General features: G+C 67.0%; 15 protein-coding genes. 9 read left to right on the plus strand and 6 right to left on the minus strand.

Features of this window, described 5'->3' with window-relative positions; genetic code table 11:
• Positions 1-4: 4 nt before the first annotated feature.
• Together ACFTS5_RS16135 and ACFTS5_RS16140 are read right to left on the minus strand one after the other, a co-directional pair.
• Positions 5-4,387, minus strand: coding sequence for an amino acid adenylation domain-containing protein (locus ACFTS5_RS16135; protein ID WP_378631502.1), 4,383 nt, complete (start codon positions 4,385-4,387; stop codon positions 5-7).
• A 78-nt stretch (positions 4,388-4,465) separates the two neighbouring features.
• Positions 4,466-6,964: a serine/threonine-protein kinase gene (locus ACFTS5_RS16140; RefSeq protein ID WP_378631504.1), complete on the minus strand. Its 2,499-nt coding sequence runs from the start codon at positions 6,962-6,964 to the stop codon at positions 4,466-4,468.
• Positions 6,965-7,074: 110 nt separating this feature from the next.
• Here ACFTS5_RS16140 and ACFTS5_RS16145 point away from each other — a divergent pair, with 110 nt between their 5' ends.
• A complete protein-coding gene (locus ACFTS5_RS16145; RefSeq protein WP_378631506.1) occupies positions 7,075-8,496 on the plus strand; it encodes an amidase in 1,422 nt (473 codons plus the stop codon).
• On the opposite strand, the gene ACFTS5_RS16150 is transcribed toward ACFTS5_RS16145, so the two are convergent.
• From ACFTS5_RS16150 to ACFTS5_RS16160, 3 genes are all read right to left on the minus strand, one after another.
• Entirely contained in the window at positions 8,493-9,389 is an 897-nt protein-coding gene (locus ACFTS5_RS16150; RefSeq protein ID WP_378631508.1) for a LysR family transcriptional regulator, read from the minus strand. The genes ACFTS5_RS16145 and ACFTS5_RS16150 overlap by 4 nt on opposite strands.
• Positions 9,390-9,775: 386 nt before the next feature.
• Positions 9,776-11,326: an aldehyde dehydrogenase family protein gene (locus ACFTS5_RS16155; protein ID WP_378631509.1), complete on the minus strand. Its 1,551-nt coding sequence runs from the start codon at positions 11,324-11,326 to the stop codon at positions 9,776-9,778.
• A 121-nt stretch (positions 11,327-11,447) separates the two neighbouring features.
• On the minus strand, positions 11,448-11,720 hold the full coding sequence (locus ACFTS5_RS16160; protein ID WP_378631511.1) for a DUF2277 domain-containing protein: 273 nt from the start codon (positions 11,718-11,720) through the stop codon (positions 11,448-11,450).
• 125 nt (positions 11,721-11,845) lie between these two features.
• Between ACFTS5_RS16160 and ACFTS5_RS16165 the strand changes: the two genes are divergently transcribed.
• On the plus strand, positions 11,846-12,703 hold the full coding sequence (locus ACFTS5_RS16165) for a DUF1266 domain-containing protein (RefSeq protein ID WP_062991379.1): 858 nt from the start codon (positions 11,846-11,848) through the stop codon (positions 12,701-12,703).
• Positions 12,704-12,725: 22 nt separating this feature from the next.
• On the opposite strand, the gene ACFTS5_RS16170 is transcribed toward ACFTS5_RS16165, so the two are convergent.
• The gene (locus tag ACFTS5_RS16170) at positions 12,726-13,712 is read right to left on the minus strand and encodes a hypothetical protein (protein ID WP_378631513.1); all 987 of its coding nucleotides are present in this window, start codon (positions 13,710-13,712) and stop codon (positions 12,726-12,728) included.
• 224 nt (positions 13,713-13,936) lie between these two features.
• On the opposite strand from ACFTS5_RS16170, the gene ftsH reads away from it, so the two are divergent.
• The 7 genes from ftsH to ACFTS5_RS16205 all read left to right on the plus strand — a co-directional run bounded on the left by ftsH (position 13,937) and on the right by ACFTS5_RS16205 (position 20,703).
• Positions 13,937-16,315, plus strand: coding sequence for an ATP-dependent zinc metalloprotease FtsH (ftsH, locus tag ACFTS5_RS16175; RefSeq protein ID WP_378631514.1), 2,379 nt, complete (start codon positions 13,937-13,939; stop codon positions 16,313-16,315).
• A 242-nt stretch (positions 16,316-16,557) separates the two neighbouring features.
• Complete coding sequence (gene folE / locus ACFTS5_RS16180; protein ID WP_378632433.1) at positions 16,558-17,172, plus strand: GTP cyclohydrolase I FolE; 615 nt, start codon at positions 16,558-16,560, stop codon at positions 17,170-17,172.
• Positions 17,169-18,053, plus strand: coding sequence for a dihydropteroate synthase (gene folP / locus ACFTS5_RS16185; RefSeq protein ID WP_378631516.1), 885 nt, complete (start codon positions 17,169-17,171; stop codon positions 18,051-18,053). Before folE ends, folP begins: the two co-directional genes overlap by 4 nt.
• A gap of 58 nt (positions 18,054-18,111) precedes the next feature.
• Positions 18,112-18,534 carry a dihydroneopterin aldolase gene (gene folB, locus ACFTS5_RS16190; protein ID WP_378631517.1) on the plus strand — a complete coding sequence of 141 codons (423 nt, stop codon included), beginning with the start codon at positions 18,112-18,114 and terminating at the stop codon, positions 18,532-18,534.
• Positions 18,531-19,070, plus strand: a complete 540-nt coding sequence (folK, locus tag ACFTS5_RS16195; protein WP_378631519.1) for a 2-amino-4-hydroxy-6-hydroxymethyldihydropteridine diphosphokinase — start codon at positions 18,531-18,533, stop codon at positions 19,068-19,070. Before folB ends, folK begins: the two co-directional genes overlap by 4 nt.
• Positions 19,064-19,537 carry a DUF3180 domain-containing protein gene (locus ACFTS5_RS16200; RefSeq protein WP_101464734.1) on the plus strand — a complete coding sequence of 158 codons (474 nt, stop codon included), beginning with the start codon at positions 19,064-19,066 and terminating at the stop codon, positions 19,535-19,537. The genes folK and ACFTS5_RS16200 overlap by 7 nt, the downstream gene beginning before the upstream one ends.
• 68 nt (positions 19,538-19,605) lie before the next feature.
• Positions 19,606-20,703, plus strand: coding sequence for a DUF6779 domain-containing protein (locus tag ACFTS5_RS16205; protein ID WP_378631521.1), 1,098 nt, complete (start codon positions 19,606-19,608; stop codon positions 20,701-20,703).
• The last annotated feature ends 282 nt before the right edge of the window (positions 20,704-20,985 follow it).

A 20,985-nucleotide genomic window follows, 5' to 3' on the forward strand; every position in this document is an offset into this window, starting at 1 on the left:
CGACTCATTGCTCCTGGTAGGACGCGGCGGCCATGGCCGGAACTTTGTGGCGAGCACTGGAATCGGGGATGTAGCCTGTGCGCTCGAAGTAGGCAAGATACCGTTCGAGCACGGCTGAATCGACTGATGGGCGGTGGACACCGGTTCCGGCAAGCGCCGATCGGGTATTGCTGTCATCGAAGGTCATGGCCCGGCGCGCTCTCCACTCGCCGGACTCGCTCAGCAGTGCGGCGCCTGCCAAGGAAAAATCGCCGACTGACGCTCGCTCGCGCGCTTCGTTCCTCAACCGTGTGCGAAACTCGTCGGCGCTCACTTCGGTGATTCGATGACCGCGGGAGCGCAGTGAGTCCAGGATCGCACGCACTGGTACATGCTGATTGTTGACAATGTGGAAAGTTCGTCCATCGGGCTGAGCTCGGGTCGCGATCCGGGTAATCGCCTCTGCTGCATAGTCGACCGGGACCAACTCGATATCTGTGTCCATCGCGGAGGTGGGTGCGATACCGAGCACGGCGATGGCTCGGACCATATTCCAGAACCCCTGGGCGGCGCCTGCCCCTGTTCGTGTGTGGCCGGATATCAAGCTGACGCGGTAGATCGAGGTGGGTATTCCTTGCTTCGAGGCAGACTCGACCAAGGACTCTGCGACCCATTTCGATGTCACGTACCCGGAATACTCCACATCCGTGAATTCCGGTCTGTCCCGCTCCGGGATCTGTGATCCTGCCGGATTCTCGACTTTGGAGAACATCGATGTGGTCGAGATGTAGTGCAGTGTTGTTCGGTCGCCGCTACCTGCCATCCGGAGCAGTTCCCGCGTGCCGTCCACATTCGTCGCTCGCACCCGCTCGTACTCGTCTACGTGGCTCACGTGTGCACCGCAATGGACGATCGTGGTGATGCGCGAGCTCAACATATCGAACACGGTGGTTTCGAGGCCGAGTCCTGGCTCGGCGAGGTCAGCGGGCAATGCGACGATTCGATCGCGGATGCGCGGACTCCACAGTCCGAATCGCAGCAGTGACGCTGTGATCTGCGCCGCAGCAGCGTCGTCTGTTCGTGCACGAACCAGGCACCAGATCGTCGCGTCGGTCCGCTCGATCAGCTCGCTCAAGAGGTGTCCGCCGAGGAAACCCGTTGCTCCCGTCAGCAATATGTGGCTGCGCTGAGTTGTGGCTTCGCTCTGAATATGCGGGAGGCTGTCCAGCAGGCGGAGGTCAGCTTCGACAAGCTCGGCTGTTGCGGCTGTTGATCGTCCGTCGATCAGCGCGGCGAGACTCGATACGCTGGGAGTGCGGAAGAAGTCGCGAAGCGGGAGCTCCGACCCGGTCCGAGCCATCAGGTTGCTGCGAACCTGGAACGCGAGGAGCGAATTTCCACCCAGTGCGTAGAAATCTTGGTCGCGGCCGACCTCGTCGACACCGAGTGCCTCGGCGAACAGCCCCGCGACCAGCTGTTCGGTGGGAGTTTGCGGCCGCTCCACGGAGACCTTCAACGCTGGGATCCGGGATGCCAAGGCCCGTCGATCGACCTTGCCGCTCGGGGTGGTCGGCATTTTCGGCAATACGGCGACAACTGCCGGCACCATCGGTGATGGCAATGTCGCAAACAGCTCCGTTCGGAGCTGATCCGGAACAGGTGTCATACCGACCTTGGGCACCACGAACGCAGCAAGTTGCTGTAATCCACCAGTCGTGCCGACAAGGACGACGGCCTGCGCCACTGAATCGTGTGCCAGCAGGCGTGACTCGATCTCCCCAAGCTCGATCCGCTGGCCACGGAATTTGACTTGTGAGTCCGTTCGGCCGAGGTATTCGAGATGGCCTTCGACGGTCCATGCCGCGAGATCGCCGGTTCGATACATGCGCGATCCTGGTCGGAAAGGATCGGCGACGAACCTTTCCGCGGTGAGGTCGGTACGACCGAGATACCCACGTGCCAGCTGGATTCCGCACAGATACAGCTCGCCGCTCGCGCCGATCGGCACCGGGCGGAGCCGTGCGTCCAGTACGCGAAGCACTACATTCCGCTCCGGCACGCCGATCGGCACGGTACGTCCGTCGTCGGCAGCGGTGCGGTGATGTGTAACAGAGACGGCGGCCTCGGTCGGGCCGTAGAGGTTGTGCAGGCCGGCAGCCGAAATTGCGCGGAATCCCGCGGCGGTCTCAGGTGGAAGCGCCTCGCCGATGACGAAGACTGCTCGCAGGCTGACGCATTGCTCTCGGGTTGCCTGGGCTACGAACGGTGCGAGCATCGTCGGCGCGAAATCCGTGACGGTCACCCGGTGCTGGTGCACGAGATTCGCCAGGTACTCAGGATCCAGGTAGTTGTCGTGGTCGGCGAGCACGAGGCGAGAGCCTGCCATCAAGGGTAGGAGGTAGCCCCACAGTGAAACATCGAAGGTGCTCGCTGTCTTCTGTAGATAGACGTCGTCAGGGCCGATTCGATATTCGTCCCGCATCCACCGCAGCTGGTTGACGATGGCGCGCTGATCCACCGCGACTCCCTTGGGAGTTCCGGTTGACCCAGAGGTATAGAGCAGGTACGCCAGATTGTCCGGCCGGACCCGTCGGAGGCGGTCAGTGCTTGTCACCGGTGATGCGGAATACGACGAAAGATCCAACTGATCCAGATTGCTGACAGTCGCCGTGGTGTCTGGAAGTTGCCCGCGGTCGCGGAGCGTCGTGAGGACATGGTCGGCGCCCGAGCCGGCCAGAACCGCTGCATTGTGGGCTGTCGGATGGTCGGGGTCGATCGGCAGGAACGCACCACCTGCGCGAGTGACTGCGTGGATCGCGATCACGAGATCGTGCGAACGTCGCAGATGAAGGGCCACAACAGTTTCCGACCCGACCCGGTGTTCGATCAGGTAGCGGGCAAGCTGGTTCACCCTCGCAGTGAACTCGGCAGCGGTCAGGACTCCCTCTGCGGATTGAAGCGCTGTGCGGGCGGGCGTGCCGGCGGAGCCGGAGTCGAGCAGATCTGCGAGGACACACTCGGCGACAGAGCCCACAGGCCCAGCACCGTTGCTCATGGTGCGGACACGCTCGTCGGCGGTGGCTATTTCCAGTGTGCGCAAGCGAGTTGTCGGCTCAGCAGCTAGGAATCGTGTGAGGAAGTCGAGGAATCGACCGTGATGGGCCTGTGCGCTCGCGGGTGAGTACAGGTCCGGATTCGTTTCGAGGTCGAGCTGACAGTTGTCACCTGCTTGGACAAAGTTCAGGGCGAAATCTTCGATCGCGCCGGTAGTCAGCACCTTCACCCGGCCGCGCACCGGACCGAGTGTGATCTCGTCGTTGTAGGCCATGATGTTCACCCATGGACCGAAGAACTCGGTAGTGCCGTCATCACGGAGACCGTCGGTCTCGCTCGCCACGTCGCGGCGAATGGTGTTGTGCCAGTATCGCTGATGCCTCAATGCACCGGATACTTCGATCTGAACCGCCCGCAAGAACTCGGCGCAGGTCGTGTCCTGCCCGATCCGGAGTCGTAACGGAACGACATTTGAGGTGCTGCCGCACGAGTGGCGGGTCGCGGCAGTGAGCCGCGCGGCCACCGGCAGACTCAAAGTCACCTCGTCGGTCTCGATCCACCCTGCCAAGTAAGTCGCGAACGCTGCTATGAGCACCGTTGCGGGAGTGGTGTCGAGGCGAGTGGCCGCATCGGACAGGAGCTCGCGCTGCTCGGACGAGAAGTCCGCACGCGTCAGTCCATTTTCCGGTGCGGGCGCAGCCGACCGGCGAACGAGTGATGATCGTTGCCGCAAGCCTTTCATCCGCGCGGTCCAATACCGACGGTCGCGTTCGTAGCGAGGGCTGGCACGGTAGGCGATCTCGTAATCGCTGACGTTGCGGATGGACGGGACATCGAGAGGGGGAGTGGTCACGCCGCGTAGGGCGTCGGTGTAGAGCTGTGCAACCCGCTGAATACCCACCATGGCACCGAAGCCGTCCATCACGATGTGATGGGCTCGCAGATACCAGAACCACCGGTCATCCGAAAGACGAAGCACAGTCATCTGCAGCAGTTGAGAATTGAGAAGGTCGACCGGCGACGTGTAATCCGCGCGCATCCATGCCAAGGCCTCAGCCTCCGGATCGACTGCGCTGCGCAGATCGATCACGGCGGGGGTTACCTCGACCGCTGGATCGATGATCTGTCCAGGATCCCCGTTCACGGTCACTATCCGCACGCGTCCCGTGCCCAGTTCGTCTGCGGCGCGAATGATTGCGGCATTCAAAGTCCGCAGGTCGATATCGCCATGAATGTCGACGTACTCGGCGATATTGATCGGGACGAGCGGATCCATATGTTGCGTGTACCACAGGCCCAGCTGAGTAGGCGAAAGCTCGAACACTCCGGTCAGGTCATTCGGCGAGTTTGCCATGCGTGTCCCCCTTGCATAGATGCACCGCGAGGCTACCGGCTCATCATGAGGACCGCGAACCGGTCGATCCGGGAGGGGTCAGAACAGATCGCTCGTCGGGGTCGAATTCTCATCCTGATCTCGAGCGCCCAACGGCGCGACGACGCGCTCGAGTGCATGCAGATCCGCTTCCAATGCGCGGAACAGGAAGAAGAAGCCCACAAAGGCGACGATCGCGCCGATGCACAGAATGCGGACAGCGACGATGATCGAGGGAATATCACCGGGCTGTAGAAAAGTGACACCCGCCACTGCGAGCAACGGTACGGATGCGGCTACGGCGAGGTAACCGTTGCAGCGTCGATCCAGGCCCTGCAGCTGCGCGCGGTCTGTAGCGCTGATCTCACCGTGTCGAAGGAAGATCGGGTAGATGCACCGCACCATGTAGAAGGTCACGAGAAAGAACGGGTACGCGGCCGCGATCGCTCCACACACGGCGAGCGAGGTCAGGAAGTGCAGAACAGCGCGGGCGGTGATTCCGCCGGTCGAGAATTGCAGGGCGATCGGGAATGCGAGCCCGGCGACCATCCACAACGTGAAGGCGACCGCCACAGCGCGGTCACCGAATCGCAGCGTGTCCGATCTCGTTTTCCGCAAGATCTCCGGATCGAAGCTCTGGCCGCGGCGGAGACCGCGAGGCACCGAGAGCACATAGCGGGACATGTACACGATGGCGATGGTCCCGAACGGGAAGAAGATCCCGTTGATCACACTGGTGATGATCAAGAACGTCGGGCGCGCGTCCGCGCTGAGCCGGTCCACGATCAGATGTTGATTGTGTTGGATATTGAACAGGGCCGCGAGGATGTTCGGGACACCGATTGCCAGGAACACAACGGGAAAAATCCAAGGCCGCAGCCGGACCTGCCAACTACCGGGTTTCGGATCAACGAGTTCTCTTGCCCGCTTGTCGAGGCACAAGCCCAACTGCTTCGCCAACACCGCGCCGGTCTGCCATCGGCGTTCACGCACTGGGTCGAGACAAGTCAGCAGAACACGGCGAAGCGCTGCGGGGCAGTCATCGGGAAGCTGGTCCAACGCCGCATGGTCGATGCCTCCGGTGCGCCGTTCCAACATCGCCTCGAGGGTGGTTTCGTCGCCCCGGCCCTCGGCCGCGGCGGTGTCGTCGTCGAACGGCTTCGCGCCGGTCAGCAGTTCCCACAGGACCACGCCGAGGGAGTAGATATCGCTGCGGGTGTCGAGGTCGGCGGCGGTGCGGCTGAGGCCGGGGTGACAGGCCTCCAGCTGTTCGGGGGACATGTAGGCCAGCGAACCGCCGAAGTAGGCCACCGGGCTGGTGCCTTCGACGGTGCGGCTGAAGCTGATGTTGAAGTCGGCCAGCTTCGGGACGCCCTCGGCGGTGAGCAGCACGTTCGCCGGTTTCACATCACGGTGCAGCACACCGTGCGAGGACGCGTAGTGCAGCGCCTCGGCCAGCCGCCTGCCCAGCCAGGCCACCGTTTCCGGCCAGCTCAGGGCGGCGATCTCGGAGCGCACGCTCGAATCGGTCGGCCGGATCTCGCCCTTCTCCTCCATGGCGGCGTCCACGGCGTCGAGCAGCAGTTTGCCGCTGCGTTCGGCGGGTGGGGTCGCGCGGACCCAGCGCAGCAGACCGAGCAGGGTCCCGCCGGGCAGGAACTGCATGTAGAGCAGGCGCAGGCGCCGCGAACCCGAGGGCGCCGAGTCGGTGTCCATCAGTTGCTGGTCGAACACCCGCACGATGTAGTCGTGGTCGAGCTGGGCCAGCGTCTGCGGCTCGGTGCCGCGGTCGGCGGAGATCTTCACCGCGACCAGGCGCTGCATCGACGTCTGCCTGGCCAGGAAGACGCGCGCGAAAGCACCGGAACCGAGCCCGGTGAGCAACTCGAAATCGCCGATGCGCTGGCCGATCTCGATGCGGTCGAGCGGCTCGAACACGCCGGGATTCGAGAGTGCGTCCGTCGACGTCGCGGCCGAGGTGGCGGTCGCGGTGAGGTCGAGGTGCGGGCTGGTCATCTGGGTACTACGAGTCGAGTCCGCCGTTTGGTTCATCGTCGCGTCGGGATCGTCGGCCCGGTGGGTGCTCTGGTCGAGTTCCTCGGTATTGAGCAGGCCACGCAGACTGGCCGCCTGCTCCGGATACTCGCGCAGGCACTCGCGCGGATCGACCCGTTCGCCGCTGTGCCTGCGGATGACGAATTCCTCGAACACCAGCCCGGCGGGCAGCGACTCCCGGTCGAGCTCGGGGAACTCGGCGCAGTAGTGGATCAGCCGCTTGCGGTCGATGCCGGTGCCGGCGTGATGCAGCCAGCGATGGCGCAGGTCGACCCGGATCAGCTCGTGCAGCGCCTGCGCGCGCAGGGTGGCCGCGTCGGGGAGGAACTCGGCGATGTCGGGCGGGCGTTCGTCGACCGCGCCCCACGCGGCGGCGAACGCCTCGACCATGTCGACGCGCACATTCGTGGCCCGACCGGCCGTTGCGTCGGGTTGTTCCCCGCTTCCGGTGTTATCGCTCATCAACCGACCTAAAGGGTTCGCGCGGATCGGTGCGAAATTCATTCCGCCACACCCGCCGCCATCGCCGGAGAGCTGTACTTGAAATGATAACTTGCGCCTCTAGAGCTGATCACCCGAATTTCGACGACCATGCGACGGGGGCGAATCCGCAGATGAACGAAGACCTCACAGCGGTAGCATGGGAGTCCGTCGACGACGACGGCGTAACGGACGCTGAGGTGACGATGGACTCGTCCCGCCCGCCCGCCGACGAATACCCCATCGGCGGCCCCGCAGCGGCACTGGCCGCCCGCGTTCGCGCGGGCACCATCACCCCGGCCGACGTCACCGCCGACGCGCTCGCCCGCATCGCCTCGGAGAATCGCAAGATCAACGCGTTCACGGTGGTGCGCGCCGAGCGGGCGCGGGCCGAAGCGCGAGAACTCGCCGCCAGGCAAGACCTCGACGAGCTGCCGCTGGCCGGTGTGCCGGTGGCGGTGAAACAGAACATCGCGGTGGCAGGCGAGCCGACCCGGGCCGGTTCGGCGGCCACCTCCGCGGAACCGGCGAGCGTCGATCACCCGGTGGTGGCCAGGCTGCGCGCCGCGGGCGCGATCGTGGTGGGGTTGACGGCGATGCCCGAGCTCGGTCTGTGGGCCACTACCGACTCCGCGGGGTGCGTCACCCGCAATCCGCGCGATGTCGGCCGGTCGACGGGAGGATCCTCGGGTGGTGCGGCTGCCGCGGTGGCCGCCGGACTCGTGCCGATCGCGCACGGCAACGACGGTCTCGGCTCGATCCGGGTGCCCGCCGCGGCATGCGGGGTCTTCGGTATCAAGCCGGGTAGACACGTGGTGCCCGCACAGATCGGCGCCGATTCCTGGGCGGGACTGGCCGAGAACGGCGTCCTCGCGACCACGGTGTCGGACGCGGCGCTGGCGCTGTCGGTGCTGGCGGGCCGTTCCGACCTGGCCGAACTACGCAAGCCACAGCGACTACGCATCGGACTGGCCGTGGCTCCGCCGTCGCGTCTGGTCCGGATGGATCGGCATTGGACGGCGGCGGCGCGCACCGCGGGTGCGCGCGCGGCGGTGGCCGGGCACGAGGTGCAACCGGTGGAACTGCCCTACGGCGACGCGGCGCTGCTGATGCTGCTGCGCTGGCCGAGCGCGGGTCTGGCCGACGCCGAGGCACTCGAGAACCCCGATCTGCTCCAGCAACGCACCAAACGTCATCTGGCGATCGGCAGGGTGATCCGGCGACTCGGCCTGGTCCGCCCCAGCCAGATCGACCGGACCGAAGCCAGACTGCTCGAATTCTTCGAGGACTTCGACGTGGTGATCACCCCGACGCTCGCCGCGCCACCGCCCAAGGCCAGGCAGTGGAGCGGGCGCGGGTGGGCCGCGAATGTCGTGTCCTCGGTGCGCTACGCGCCGTTCACCGGACTGTGGAATCTGCTCGGCTGGCCCGCGGCGTCACTGCCGATGGGCACCCATCCCGAGGCGCACACCCCGTTGGCCGCGCAGCTGGTCGGTCCGCCGGGCAGCGAGTCCACCTTGCTCGGTCTCGCCGCCCAACTGGAACTGTCGAACTAGACCGCGATCGGCTGCGGCTGCGGTGTGGGCTCGGAGAAGCCGCCGTCGACGGCGCGACCGGCGAATTCCAGAATGGTCGGGCGCGTGTCGTCGGCCCGCCATGCCACCGCCAGCTCACATGGGGTGAGACCGGCGACCGGACGCGCGGTGAGCCCGGGCCAGCGGTACATCGGCACGTTGTTCTCGGCCAGCAGACACACGCCGAGACCGAGGCTCACAGCCTCGAGCTTGTCCTCGGGGGTGGCCGCCTCGGCGCCGATCTTGGCCGCTTTGCCGCCGCGGGCATCGTTGCCGAGCCAGAAGTCGCGGACCGCGCCCGCTTCGGTGGGCAGGGCGACGAAAGGCTCGTCGAGCAGATCGGCGAATTCGATGCTGTCCTGCTCGGCCAGCGGATGCGACTCCGGCAGCAGCACCCAGCGCGGCTCGGTGCGCAGCACCTGCCAGCGATAACGGTTGGGGTCGGGCAGCGGCAGCCAGACCAGCGACAGGTCGGCCTGTCGGCCGGCCAGGCCACTGGAGGGGTCGTTCCACGACGCGGCGTGCAGGGCGAGGCGGTGACCGCTCGCGCTCTCGAGGTCGTTGAGCAGACCCCGGCCGAGCGCGGACTGGATTCCGACGCGCAGCACCTCGCCTGCTTCCTGGAGGGACACGTTGGTCACCTCCCACAGCTCGAGGATCTTGCGTGCGCCTTCGAGCAGTTCCTTACCGGCGACGGTGAGGGCGACACTGCGCTGGTTGCGGTCGAACAGGACCACGTCGAGCTGGCGTTCGAGCTGGCGGATCTGGCGTGACAACGTCGGCTGAGCGATATGCAGCCGCTGGGCGGCGTTCGTGAAATGCAGTTCCTCAGCGACGGCGACGAAATACCGCAGATCGCGCAAATGCGGGTCCATAGCACCTTGCTATCAGAATCGGTCGGGAAAATCCAGCCAAAACGGGCAAGGAAGTTCGCGGAAGTGGATCAAAACAGTCACCAGGTTGGTATCGCACAGCATATGGCCTGACATGGTGAGCTGCACCATCGGATTGTCTATTGTTCGTGTCGATCTGCCGACGAGTGGATCGACGTCACATCTGGGCGGCTGACCAGGGAAAATGCGTCGCTGTTCACATCACCTGGCCCGATGTGGGCCGCACCGCGCCGCTGTCGTGCGCGTCGAAAGGTGCCGCTGACCACGGCGACCGCGACCAGCAAGATCGACGGAGTGATGTTAGTCACAAACAAGTTTCGAAGCGGTGAATCCGGCTGCGCACCAACAGGTGTCGCAGCCGGAATCGGCTACTCGCTCTTCTTGAGACGCAGCACCGCAGGCAGGTCGATTCGGCGCATCCCGCGGGCACCGGCCGCCCGCATCGCCGCGACCGCGACGACCAGCTTGTTCATGTCGTAGGGGTACCAGAACAATTCCTTGCCCATGGTCGGCAGCTTCGGCTTCGTCATCGCCTGCGCGCGACAGTATTTCCGCAGCCCCGACGCACCGCCCCAGCGTGCGCCGACGCCGGACAGACCCCACCCGCCCATCGGCATCGCGGGATTGAACAGGTTCGAGAACACGTCGTTGATGTTCACCGCGCCCGTGTTCAGCTGCCTGGCCACGCGTTCGCCGCGCGCCTTGTCGCCCGTCCATACCGACGCCGAGAGCCCGTAGATCGAGTCGTTGGCCATCCGGATCGCCTCGGCCTCGTCGGCCACCTTCATCACCGGCAGCGTCGGGCCGAAGGTCTCCTCGGCGACGCACGACATCGAATGGTCCACATCCACGAGCACGGTCGGCTCGAAGAAGGTGCCGACGCCGGTGCGTTTGCCGCCGGTGGTCACCCGGGCGCCCGCCGCCACCGCCTCGTCGACGTGGCGCTGCACGATCAGCACCTGGTTCTCGTTGGCGAGCGCGCCGACGTCGTTCTTCGACTCGCGGTCGTCGGCGCCCTGACGCAAGGCGGCGACCGCCGCGGTGAGCTTGGTGACGAACTCGTCGTAGGCGGGCGCTTCGACGTAGACCCGCTCGACCGAGATGCACACCTGCCCGGCGTTGAACATGCCGCCGAAGGCGATGCCGTGCGCGGCGCGGTCCAGGTCCGCGTCGGCGAGCACGATCGCCGGGTCCTTACCGCCGAGCTCGAGGCTGTAGGGCACCATCCGCTCCGCGCAGGTGGCCGCGATCTTGCGGCCGGTCGCGGTGGAACCGGTGAACTGGATGTAGTCGGCGTTCTCGACCACTGCCGCGCCGGTCGCGCCCGCGCCGGTGACCACCTTGAACACCGGCGGGGCACCGATCTCGGCCCAGCCGCGGGCCAGCTCCACCGCGGACAGCGGCGTCACCTCCGACGGCTTGAGGATCACCGCGGCGCCGGCCGCCAGCGCGGGGAACACGTCGATCGCGGGCATCGCGAGCGGGAAGTTCCACGGCGTGATCACTCCGACCACGGGATAGGGGCGGTAGGCCACGGTCAGCGACTTCACCCGCGCGAGCGGGCTGTGCGGCGACGGGTGCTCGTCGGCGAGGAACTTGCCCGCCCGGCGCGCGTAGTAGCCGAGGATGTCGACCGCGAACGCCGGATCGATGATCGCGTCGACGCGCGGCTTGGCGGTCTCGGATTGCAGCACCGCGGCCAGGTGCTCGGTGTTGTCGATCAGCCAGTCCTGCATCTTCAGCAGCCACTGCTTGCGCCCGGACGGCCCGATCGCTTCCCATTCGGGCTGGTAGAGGCGCAGTTCGCGGACCGCGGCCGCCACGTCGTCCGGCGTGGTGACCGGCACGGTGCCGACCAGATCGCCGGTGGCCGGATTGTGCACTTCGATCACCGCGACGTCTTTGTCGAGTTCGCTCACTGGTCGTTCTCCTCGTGCGTCTGCTGAATTCGGTTCACCGACTATCGCGGCGCGGCCAAGAGGAAGTGGCGTGCCTGCTCAAACAATTAGAACACGTTTCAGTTCTGGATCGAGCTGATTCCTACGGTGCCTCGCTGACCTCGTTCTCGCGCGCCGCGATCCGGCGCAGCGGCGGTTCGGTGGGCGGCGGGACACGGCGATCGGGGAGTTCGGCCAGCAGCGCCGTGGTGGCCGCGGCGATGGCCGCGACGGCCTTGTCGACCGCGGGTTTCGTGGCGCTACTCAGGCCGGAGATGCCGCCGACTTTGCGCACATATTGCAAGGCGGCAGCGTAGATCTCCTGCTCGGTGGCGGCAGGCTCCAGACCACGCAAGACGGTGATATTTCTACACATGTCAGAACCATAGACCTGTGAGGCATGACACGACAGGCGAAGAATAAGGCGATCTGAAAATCTCGTGACGCACGTGAGATTCGCACGCCACCCGTGATCGCGGTCACGGCACTAGACTCGGCCGCATGCCTGCCAGGGGAGTACCAGCGCTGACCACATTTCCGTACCCGGAACTAGATGAGCGCGAAGAAGATCACTGGTCGGGTGCGGGGGTGAGCGACGACGAACTGCGCGCGCTCGCCCTCGGCGCCTTCTACTCCACGCGCTGGGACGCCTTCCACGACGCGATGCTGCTCGGCCCCGAGCGTGAGCACCCGCTCGGCGACCGCCGCGAACTCGCGATCGACACGCTCACCGGCGCCTGGGGCATCACCGACGGCACCGAAGCCCGCGCCTCGATGGAACAGCTGCTCGAAGGCATGCACGCGCCGTTGTATTCGCTGGTGCATCCGCTGGTGATGGCCTCGGTCAACGCCAGTGAGCGCGACCGTTTCGGTGAGCGCGCCGACAAGCAGCGCGCGTTCCTGCGGCAGGTCGGTTCGTTTCGGGGGATGGACAATCCCGAAGCGCTGGTGCGCGACTACGACATCTGGGCGCAGGCCATCAAGATCGGCTTCACCGACCATCTCTCGCGCCCGCTACCCAACGACATCCACGCCTGGGATCTGGCCCGCGTCGTCGCGGTGGCCCGTATGGCGTTCACCGCGGGCTACATCGACGCCGACGTGGCGTGGGAATACTGCATGCGCGCGCTGGTCCCCGCGCAGCGCCGCTACCGCAACTGGCGCCAATTCGGCGACGCCTACCTCACCGGCTGGACCTACTGGCAAGCCACCGAGGACCTCGCCGAACTGAAGAACGGCGGCGTCGACCGCCGGATGGAACTGGTGCGACTATGGACCCGGCCCACCAGCCCGTGGCGGCGGATCGAACTCAACGAGCCGGAGCAGAAGGCGGAAACCGAAGCGGCCGAACCGAATTGAGCATCCGGTCCGGCCACCGGCACTACAGGCTGCGCAGGATCCCGCGGCCGTAGCGCTGGAATTGCGTGTCGTCGACCATGCCGAGCGAATGCCGCTCGACCAGTAATTCCCATTCCGCGTAGAGCTGGTTGACACCCGGGTCGGCGGGACCGGCGGCGCCGTCGGCGGCCTGCCTGCGGATGGCGAAATTCACCGCGCAGGTGACCCGTTCGGTGTCGGCGCGATCCACGCCCGCGAAATGCAGCGTGCGATTGCCGTCGTTGATATCGATGCCCGATCCGCCGTGGCGCGTATCCACCTCGCCGGGCGCCGAGCGCGCGCCTTCGACGGTGCGGGCGCCGAGAATCGCGGCCACCGCCAATTCGAAGGCATAGCGCTCGCCGCTGCCGATGGAGATGAACAGCACGCGAGAGGTGGTCGCGGCGAGCAGGCCGGTGCCCGATCCCGCGGGCGGGGCGGCCACGGCGACGGCCGTTTCCAGGACGTATTCGTCGGGCGTGACATACCGGTTCAGCGCGGTGACGGCCGAACGCGCGTCCTTGCGCGGCGCCATCCGGCGCACGGCGCGCTCGACATCGGCGCGGGTGGGACCCGACTTGCCCCACTCGGGAGCGGGCGGGGTGAGATCCGGCGCGGCCACGTCGATGCGCTGGGTCACCATGATCTGGTCGTTGATCCGGTCGACGATGCCGAGGGCGGCAGGCACGTCGTGCTCGGCGATGAGCACCGGAAGGGGAGTGCGGTCGGCGGGAACGCCGGTGAGGACCGCCGTGGGATAACGCAGATAGATCTCGATCACCACCGCTTCGTCGGCGCGCCGATTGAGGCGCACCTTGAGCAGGTCGGCAATGGGAACGTCGAGAACACGTTCGCCGTCGGTACCCGGCCGGAGGACGACGAGCCGTCCACCGCCGTGGCGCAGAATCGCTGTGGGTGTTCGTAGCTCGACGATGTCTATACCCCCTGCGCTGTAGTTGTGTCGTCGCCCACGATAAGGCGGGCATGACATGATTGTGGCCACTTGCCACAACCCGGTCGGAGCGTTCGGGAACCTCTTGCGTTCTCCGGCCGTTTACCAGTGCAACTGCACCAGCAGCCGAACTGCGCGATGTATCGAACTAGACCGTACGCGGTAACGTGGCATGTCCGCATCCGAAACCCGCCGATCTCGACGCTTCGCAAGCACACCCGGAGTAATAACCGGAAAGGACTGGGCCGTCCGGCCGACGCTCTATGAACCGCAAGACAGTGTTTCGCACCTTGGCGATCATCTCGGGCATCATGCTCATGATCTGGCTGTTCAGCTTTCTCAGCGATGACACGCGCGGTTGGGAGAGTGTCGACACTTCCGTTGCGCTGGCCCAGCTCGAGGACAAAGCGAACGTCAAGAACGTGCAGATCGATGACAAGGAGCAGCAGCTCCGCATCGAACTGAACAACGGCAACGAGGCCACGAGCAACAACGCCAAGATCGTCGCCAAGTACCCCAGTGGTGGGGAGAACTCCGCGCAGATCCTCGACGCCGTGCAGAAGTCCGGCGCCCCGTACGACACCGTGGTCAAGCAGGAGAGCTGGCTGTCGCAGCTGCTGCTGTTCATCGTGCCGATGGTGCTGCTGGTCGGCCTGTTCATCTTCGTGATGTCGCGCATGCAGGGCGGCGGCCGTGGCGGAATGATGGGCTTCGGTAAGTCCAAGGCCAAACTGCTGACCAAGGACATGCCCAAGACCACGTTCCAGGACGTGGCCGGTGCCGACGAGGCCGTCGAAGAGCTCTACGAGATCAAGGACTTCCTCCAGAATCCGGCCCGCTACCAGGCGCTCGGCGCGAAGATCCCCAAGGGCGTGCTGCTCTACGGGCCGCCGGGAACCGGCAAGACGCTGCTGGCCCGCGCGGTCGCGGGCGAGGCCGGGGTGCCGTTCTTCACCATCTCCGGTTCGGACTTCGTCGAGATGTTCGTCGGTGTCGGCGCCTCCCGCGTGCGCGACCTGTTCGAGCAGGCCAAGCAGAACAGCCCCTGCATCATCTTCGTCGACGAGATCGACGCGGTCGGCCGCCAGCGCGGTGCGGGCCTCGGCGGCGGTCACGACGAGCGCGAGCAGACGCTCAACCAGCTGCTGGTCGAGATGGACGGCTTCGGCGATCGCTCCAACATCATCCTGATCGCGGCCACCAACCGACCCGACATCCTCGACCCCGCGCTGCTGCGCCCCGGCCGGTTCGACCGGCAGATCCCCGTCGGCAACCCCGACCTGGCCGGTCGCCGCGCGATCCTGCGGGTGCACTCGGCGGGTAAGCCGATCTCGCAGGAAGCCGACCTCGAGGGTCTGGCCAAGCGCACCGTCGGCATGTCCGGCGCCGATCTGGCCAATGTGATCAACGAGGCCGCGCTGCTCACCGCCCGCGAGAACGGTTCGGTCATCACCGGCGAATCGCTCGAGGAGTCGGTCGACCGCGTGATCGGTGGCCCGCGCCGCAAGAGCCGCATCATCAGCGAGCACGAGAAGAAGATCACCGCCTACCACGAGGGTGGCCACACTCTGGCGGCGTGGGCGATGCCCGATATCGAGCCCGTCTACAAGGTCACCATCCTGGCCCGCGGCCGCACCGGCGGGCACGCCATGACGGTGCCCGAGGACGACAAGGGCCTGATGACCCGCTCGGAGATGATCTCCCGGCTGGTCTTCGCGATGGGTGGCCGCGCCGCCGAGGAACTGGTGTTCCATGAGCCGACCACCGGCGCGTCCTCCGATATCGACCAGGCCACCAAGATCGCTCGCGGGATGGTCACCGAATACGGCATGAGCGCCCGTCTCGGCGCCGTGCGCTACGGCCAGGAGCAGGGCGACCCGTTCCTCGGCCGCTCGATGGGCGTGCAGGCCGACTACTCGCACGAGGTCGCCCGCGAGATCGACGAGGAGGTGCGCAACCTCATCGAGGCCGCGCACACCGAGGCGTGGTCGATCCTCAGCGAATACCGCGAGCAGCTCGACGCCTTGGCCACCGCGCTGCTCGAGCGCGAGACGCTGCACCGCAAGGATCTCGAGACGATCCTGGCCGGTGTGGAGAAGCGTCCGCGGATCACCGCGTTCAACGATTTCGGTGACCGGCACCCGTCGGACAAGCCGCCGGTGAAGACGCCGGGTGAGCTGGCTGTCGAGCGCGGCGAGCCGTGGCCGCCGGTGCAGCCCGCTCCGGTGCCGGTGCCCAACGGGGCACCGCCGGTGGAGCCCAACGGCTACCCGGGTCAGCCTTACGGCCAGCCCGCACCGCCCGCGGCCGGTTACCCGTTGCCCGCCGCGCCGACCCAGGCGTTCCCCCGGCAGTCGGGCACGCACGGTTCGCGGCCCGATTACGGCGCACCGGCCGGCTGGTCGGCTCCGGGGTGGCCGCCGCGCGAGGAGCAGCAGCAGCCGCAACAGCAGCCGCCGCAACAGCCGCAGCAGCAGCCACAACCGCCGCAGGACCAGGGCAGTGCCTGGGGCAGGCCCGAGCAGCAGCAGCCGCGGCACGCCAGCGACGGTTTCCAGCCGTGGGGTGCCCAGCCGCAGCCGCCGGTGCGTGACGCCGATCCGGAGAACAAGGAGTGGGAAGGGCCGAACGGCCGCCACTGACCGGGGGCCAACTACGCTCGAAGGTCGAATGCCGAACAGGTACCGGCGTTCGGCACTGGTTCTCGGATCACGCTCGGCCGTCGAATGTCGGGTGGTCGCCGGCTTTCGGCTCTCGTTCTCGGCCCGCCCGCCTCTGGACTGAGCGCAGAACAGGGCCGAGAACCCGCGGCGCCAGCCGCAAATATCACGGAGGTGCGGAGAAGTTGTCGGCCAACAAGCAGGAACTCGATCCGGCAGGTGAGCTGGGTGCGACCAGTCCGTCGGTGCTGACGGCGCTGGCCACCGGTTTGCCGTTCGATCAGGAGCGTGCCGAGAACGCGGTGCGCGAGCTGTTGCTCGCGGTCGGTGAGGATCCCGACCGCCCCGGCCTGCTCGACACACCCGCGCGGGTGGCGCGTGCTTACCGGGAGATGTTTGCGGGGCTCTACACCGAGCCCGACGCGGTGCTGGCGACCACCTTCGACGAGGGTCACCAGGAACTCGTGCTGGTTCGCGACATCCCGATGTTCTCCACCTGTGAGCATCACCTGGTCTCGTTCCACGGCGTCGCGCACGTCGGCTACATTCCAGGCCCGCACGGCCGGGTGACGGGGCTGTCGAAGCTGGCGCGGGTGGTCGATCTCTACGCCAAGCGCCCCCAGGTGCAGGAGCGGCTGACCAGCCAGATCGCCGACGCGGTGATGCGCCGACTGGATCCGCGCGGCGCGATCGTGGTGATCGAGGCCGAGCACCTGTGCATGGCCATGAGGGGAATCCGTAAGCCCGGTGCCAGCACCACCACCTCGGCGGTGCGCGGCCAGCTGCAAACCGACTCCGCCTCGCGATCCGAGGCGCTGGACCTGATCCTGCGCAAATGAGCGAGCCACTGGTGACCCCCCGTGACCACCGCTCCTGCGTGGTCATGGGTGTGGTCAACGTGACCGCTGATTCTTTCTCCGACGGCGGTCGCTACCTCGATCCCGAACTCGCGATCGCGCACGGTGTCGAGCTGTACGAAGCGGGCGCCGACATCGTCGATGTGGGTGGTGAATCCACCAGGCCGGGGGCCGACCGGGTCGACCCGGCCGCCGAGGCCGCCAGGGTCGCTCCGGTGATCCGGGGTCTGGTCGCCGCCGGGGTGCCGACCAGTGTCGACACCATGCGCGCCGAGGTCGCCGAGGCCGCGCTGGAGGCCGGCGTCTCGGTGGTGAACGACGTCTCCGGCGGCCGTGCCGACCCGAACATGGTGAAAGTCGTCGCCGAAGCGGGCGTGCCGTGGATCCTCATGCACTGGCGGGCGGGCGCCGACTACCGCCACACCGGCCCCGCCGATCACTACGACGACGTGGTCGCCGAGGTGAACGCCGAGCTCACCGCCCAGGTGGACCTGGCTGTCGCCGCGGGGGTCACCCCGGACCGGCTGATCCTCGACCCCGGCCTCGGTTTCGCCAAGAACGCCGAGCACAACTGGGAACTCCTCGCCGCTCTCCCGGAACTGGTGGCAGGCGGTTTCCCGATCTTGATCGGCGCCTCTCGCAAGCGTTTCCTCGGCGCTCTTCTGGCCGACGAATCGGGCCCACGCCCGCCCGACGGCCGCGAAACCGCCACCGCCACCCTGTCGGCCCTCGCGGCCACCCACGGCGCTTGGGGCGTGCGCGTGCACGATGTCCGGGCGTCCCTCGACGCCATCGCCGTCGTCGATGCCTGGCGTCGAGCAGCCGACGCTCGATCGGCCGCTGCCCGAGGGCTCGCGCCGTGAACATCCTCGCTACCCGAACCGCCGCAGGTGTCCGAGTCACCCTCCGAGGAGCCCTCCGATGAACTTGCCTCTGCTGCCGCCGCCCGCGGGCAGGCCCGCGTCGTCGCGGATCGAGCTGCGTGGCCTGCGTGCTTTCGGCAGGCACGGAGTGTTCGATTTCGAGCGTCGTGACGGCCAGGAATTCGTCGTCGATCTGACGGTGTGGGTCGATTTCGCCGCGGCCGCCGCGTCCGACGACCTCGCCGACACCGTCGACTACGGCGCCCTCGCCGAGCGCGCCGTGCGCATCGTGACCGGTCCGCCGCGCGATCTGATCGAAACGGTGGTCTCCGAGATCGCCGACGACGTGATGGCCGACCCGCGGATCGAGGCGGTGGAGGCGGTCGTGCACAAGCCGTCGGCGCCGATCCCGCACACCTTCGAAGACGTGCGCGTGGTGGCCACCCGGTATCGCACGCAGGCCCCGGAGTCGCGCCGATGACTCGCGCGGTGCTGTCGATCGGCTCGAATCTGGGCGATCGGCTCGCGCATCTGCGCAGCGTGCTCGACGCGCTGGGGGAGCGTGTCGTGGCGGTGTCGCCGGTCTACACCACCGCGCCGTGGGGTGGCGTCGACCAAGACGATTACCTCAACGCTGTTGTCACAGTGGAAGATCCGGCCTTCGACGATTACGCCTGGCTGCGTTTCGGTCAGGAGCTCGAGCAGGCGGCGGGCCGCGTGCGCGAGGTCCGCTGGGGTGCGCGCACCCTCGACGTCGACGTGGTCCAGTGCGCCGACAGCACCGGCACGGCGATCGCCCGCGACACCGACCCGACGCTGATCCTGCCGCACCCGCAGGCCCACAACCGGGCCTTCGTCCTGATCCCGTGGCTGGCCGTCGAACCGTCGGCGCACCTTGTCGTCGACGGGGTCGCGCGCCCGATCGCGGAGCTGCTCGCCGGACTCGGCCGGTCCGAGAAAGACGGCGTGGTCCGTACCGATCTGGTGCTACGCGAGGAAAGCGCCGGCTCGTGCTGAAACCCACCCGGGTACTCGACCTCGCGCTGAACGTGGTGGTGGCCGCAGCGGTCGCCTGGGTCGCCACCCGGTTCGCCTATTCCAGCTTCCCGTCGATCTCGGTGGCCGCGGGCGCCTCGCTGCTGCCGGTCGCCGCGATCGAGGCGGCGCTGGGCTTCGCGATCAAGGCCAAGATCGCCGATGAGCAGATTGGTGACGGCCCCGGCCAGATGCACCCGATCAACGTTGCCAGGGGTGTGGCGCTGGCGAAGGCGTCGTTGCAGGTGGGCTCGCTGGCCGCGGGTGTGTGGCTGGGGTTTCTGCTGTGGGTTTTCCCACAGCGCGGGACCGTGACCGCCGCCGCTACCGATTCGCCGGGCGCGGTGGTCGGTCTGCTGGCCGGTTCGGCCCTGGTTGCTGCGGCTTTGTGGCTGGAGTATTGCTGCCGAGCGCCCGAGGATCCGACCGACGATCCCGCTACTACGTAGCAACTTGCGAATGGAACAACCACCACCTTTGGTGGGCCGACCAGCCGATTCCGGCTACCCTGGCCCTCATGGTTTCACCCTCCCGCAGCACGGCGCCCCGACGACGGCGGGACGACGCGGGAAAATTCTTCGTCGGTTTCCTCATCCTGCTCGGCCTGACCGCCAGTGTTTTCCTGATCTTCAGCGAAAACGTCCAATACGTGCGGATCGGCCTGGTAGCAGCGCTGTGGGCAGCGGTGATCGGCGCGCTCGCGGCTACTCGCTACCGCAAGGACGCGGCCGTCGACAAGGCGAAGGTTCGCGATCTGCAGACGGTGTACGAGTTGCAGCTCGAGCGCGAGATCAACGCGCGCCGTGAGTACGAGATGGGCGTCGAGGCGCGGGTGCGTGCCGAAGTCGGCGCCGACTCCTCCGAAATCGCCGCACTGCGCGCCGAGCTGACCCTGCTGCGCCAGAATCTGCAGGTCCTGTTCGACGGTGCACTGCCCGACGAGCAACCTGCGTTGCAGGCCGACGCCGTGCGGATCGACGCGTTGCCCGCCGGTGGCTTCAATGCCTTCGACGAGCCCGACCACGATTTCGACGATAGCCCCGAGGATGCCACCGCTGCTTGGTTCGGCCCGTGGCAGCAACCGCCCAGCGCACTGAAACCTGTCTTCATGCAACCGGTTTCGGCCAATTTCGCCGACCCGTACGACGACCCGGTCACCGCCGAGACCTCGGCCGTGCAGCTCGACGAGTACGCCGAAACCCAGCAGGCGACCGCCGCCGCGCAGCCCGCCGCACCGGCCAAGTCGTCGGGAAAGACGCCGCCGCCGCGCCTGTCCTCGCCGAACACCCGCCAGGTGACGGAGACGGTCCTCCCGGCCGAGCCCACCACCAACGGCAACTCGACCGCTGCGCCCGAGCCCGCCCCGGCTGCGGCCGAGTCGACCCCGGCACCGGTCGCCGCGGCTGAACCTGCCCCGGCTCCCGCAGCGACGGCCGAGGCCGCCCCGGAGCCCGCCCAGCCCCCGGCCACCCGCCCCGAGAAGGCCCCCTCGGTCGGCACCAGCTCCCGTCGACGCCGCCGCGCCGAAACCGAGGGCACCGCCCGGCTGTCGGTGGCGGACATCATGGCCAACCTCGAATCGGAGTCCACCGGCTCCGCGTCTCCGCGTACCTAGCTGGTCGCAACACCGTTCTCGCACGAGAACATGGGTAACTCACCGACAACAGCCAGCTCGCCCACCGGCGAACCCTCGGCCGCGTCCACCTGGCACCACGCACCTGGGTCTGGCCTGAATACGCGGAGTGGCGGACCAGGTGAGCGCTAGATCACGGTGGGGGCGTGTGGCGGTCCTCGAGTAACTCCCTCTATTCTCGAAGCGAACGTCTGGTACCCGCACCGCGGGACTGGAACGCAAATCGAGAGGACAACGTTGACCTCGAGAAGTGTCAACCCTGAT

The organism is Nocardia sp. NPDC056952, assembly GCF_042674185.1.
Classification (GTDB): Bacteria; Actinomycetota; Actinomycetes; order Mycobacteriales; family Mycobacteriaceae; genus Nocardia.

What these genes read in the sequence shown, in the direction of transcription:
- ACFTS5_RS16135 (WP_378631502.1), bottom strand. Translation starts at nt 4,387, where the DNA reads ATGGCAAACTCGCCGAATGACCTGACCGGAGTGTTCGAGCTTTCGCCT.
- ACFTS5_RS16140 (WP_378631504.1), bottom strand. Translation starts at nt 6,964, where the DNA reads ATGAATTTCGCACCGATCCGCGCGAACCCTTTAGGTCGGTTGATGAGC.
- ACFTS5_RS16145 (WP_378631506.1), top strand. Translation starts at nt 7,075, where the DNA reads ATGAACGAAGACCTCACAGCGGTAGCATGGGAGTCCGTCGACGACGAC.
- ACFTS5_RS16150 (WP_378631508.1), bottom strand. Translation starts at nt 9,389, where the DNA reads ATGGACCCGCATTTGCGCGATCTGCGGTATTTCGTCGCCGTCGCTGAG.
- ACFTS5_RS16160 (WP_378631511.1), bottom strand. Translation starts at nt 11,720, where the DNA reads ATGTGTAGAAATATCACCGTCTTGCGTGGTCTGGAGCCTGCCGCCACC.
- ACFTS5_RS16165 (WP_062991379.1), top strand. Translation starts at nt 11,846, where the DNA reads ATGCCTGCCAGGGGAGTACCAGCGCTGACCACATTTCCGTACCCGGAA.
- ACFTS5_RS16170 (WP_378631513.1), bottom strand. Translation starts at nt 13,712, where the DNA reads ATGTCATGCCCGCCTTATCGTGGGCGACGACACAACTACAGCGCAGGG.
- ftsH (WP_378631514.1), top strand. Translation starts at nt 13,937, where the DNA reads ATGAACCGCAAGACAGTGTTTCGCACCTTGGCGATCATCTCGGGCATC.
- folP (WP_378631516.1), top strand. Translation starts at nt 17,169, where the DNA reads ATGAGCGAGCCACTGGTGACCCCCCGTGACCACCGCTCCTGCGTGGTC.
- folB (WP_378631517.1), top strand. Translation starts at nt 18,112, where the DNA reads ATGAACTTGCCTCTGCTGCCGCCGCCCGCGGGCAGGCCCGCGTCGTCG.
- folK (WP_378631519.1), top strand. Translation starts at nt 18,531, where the DNA reads ATGACTCGCGCGGTGCTGTCGATCGGCTCGAATCTGGGCGATCGGCTC.
- ACFTS5_RS16205 (WP_378631521.1), top strand. Translation starts at nt 19,606, where the DNA reads ATGGTTTCACCCTCCCGCAGCACGGCGCCCCGACGACGGCGGGACGAC.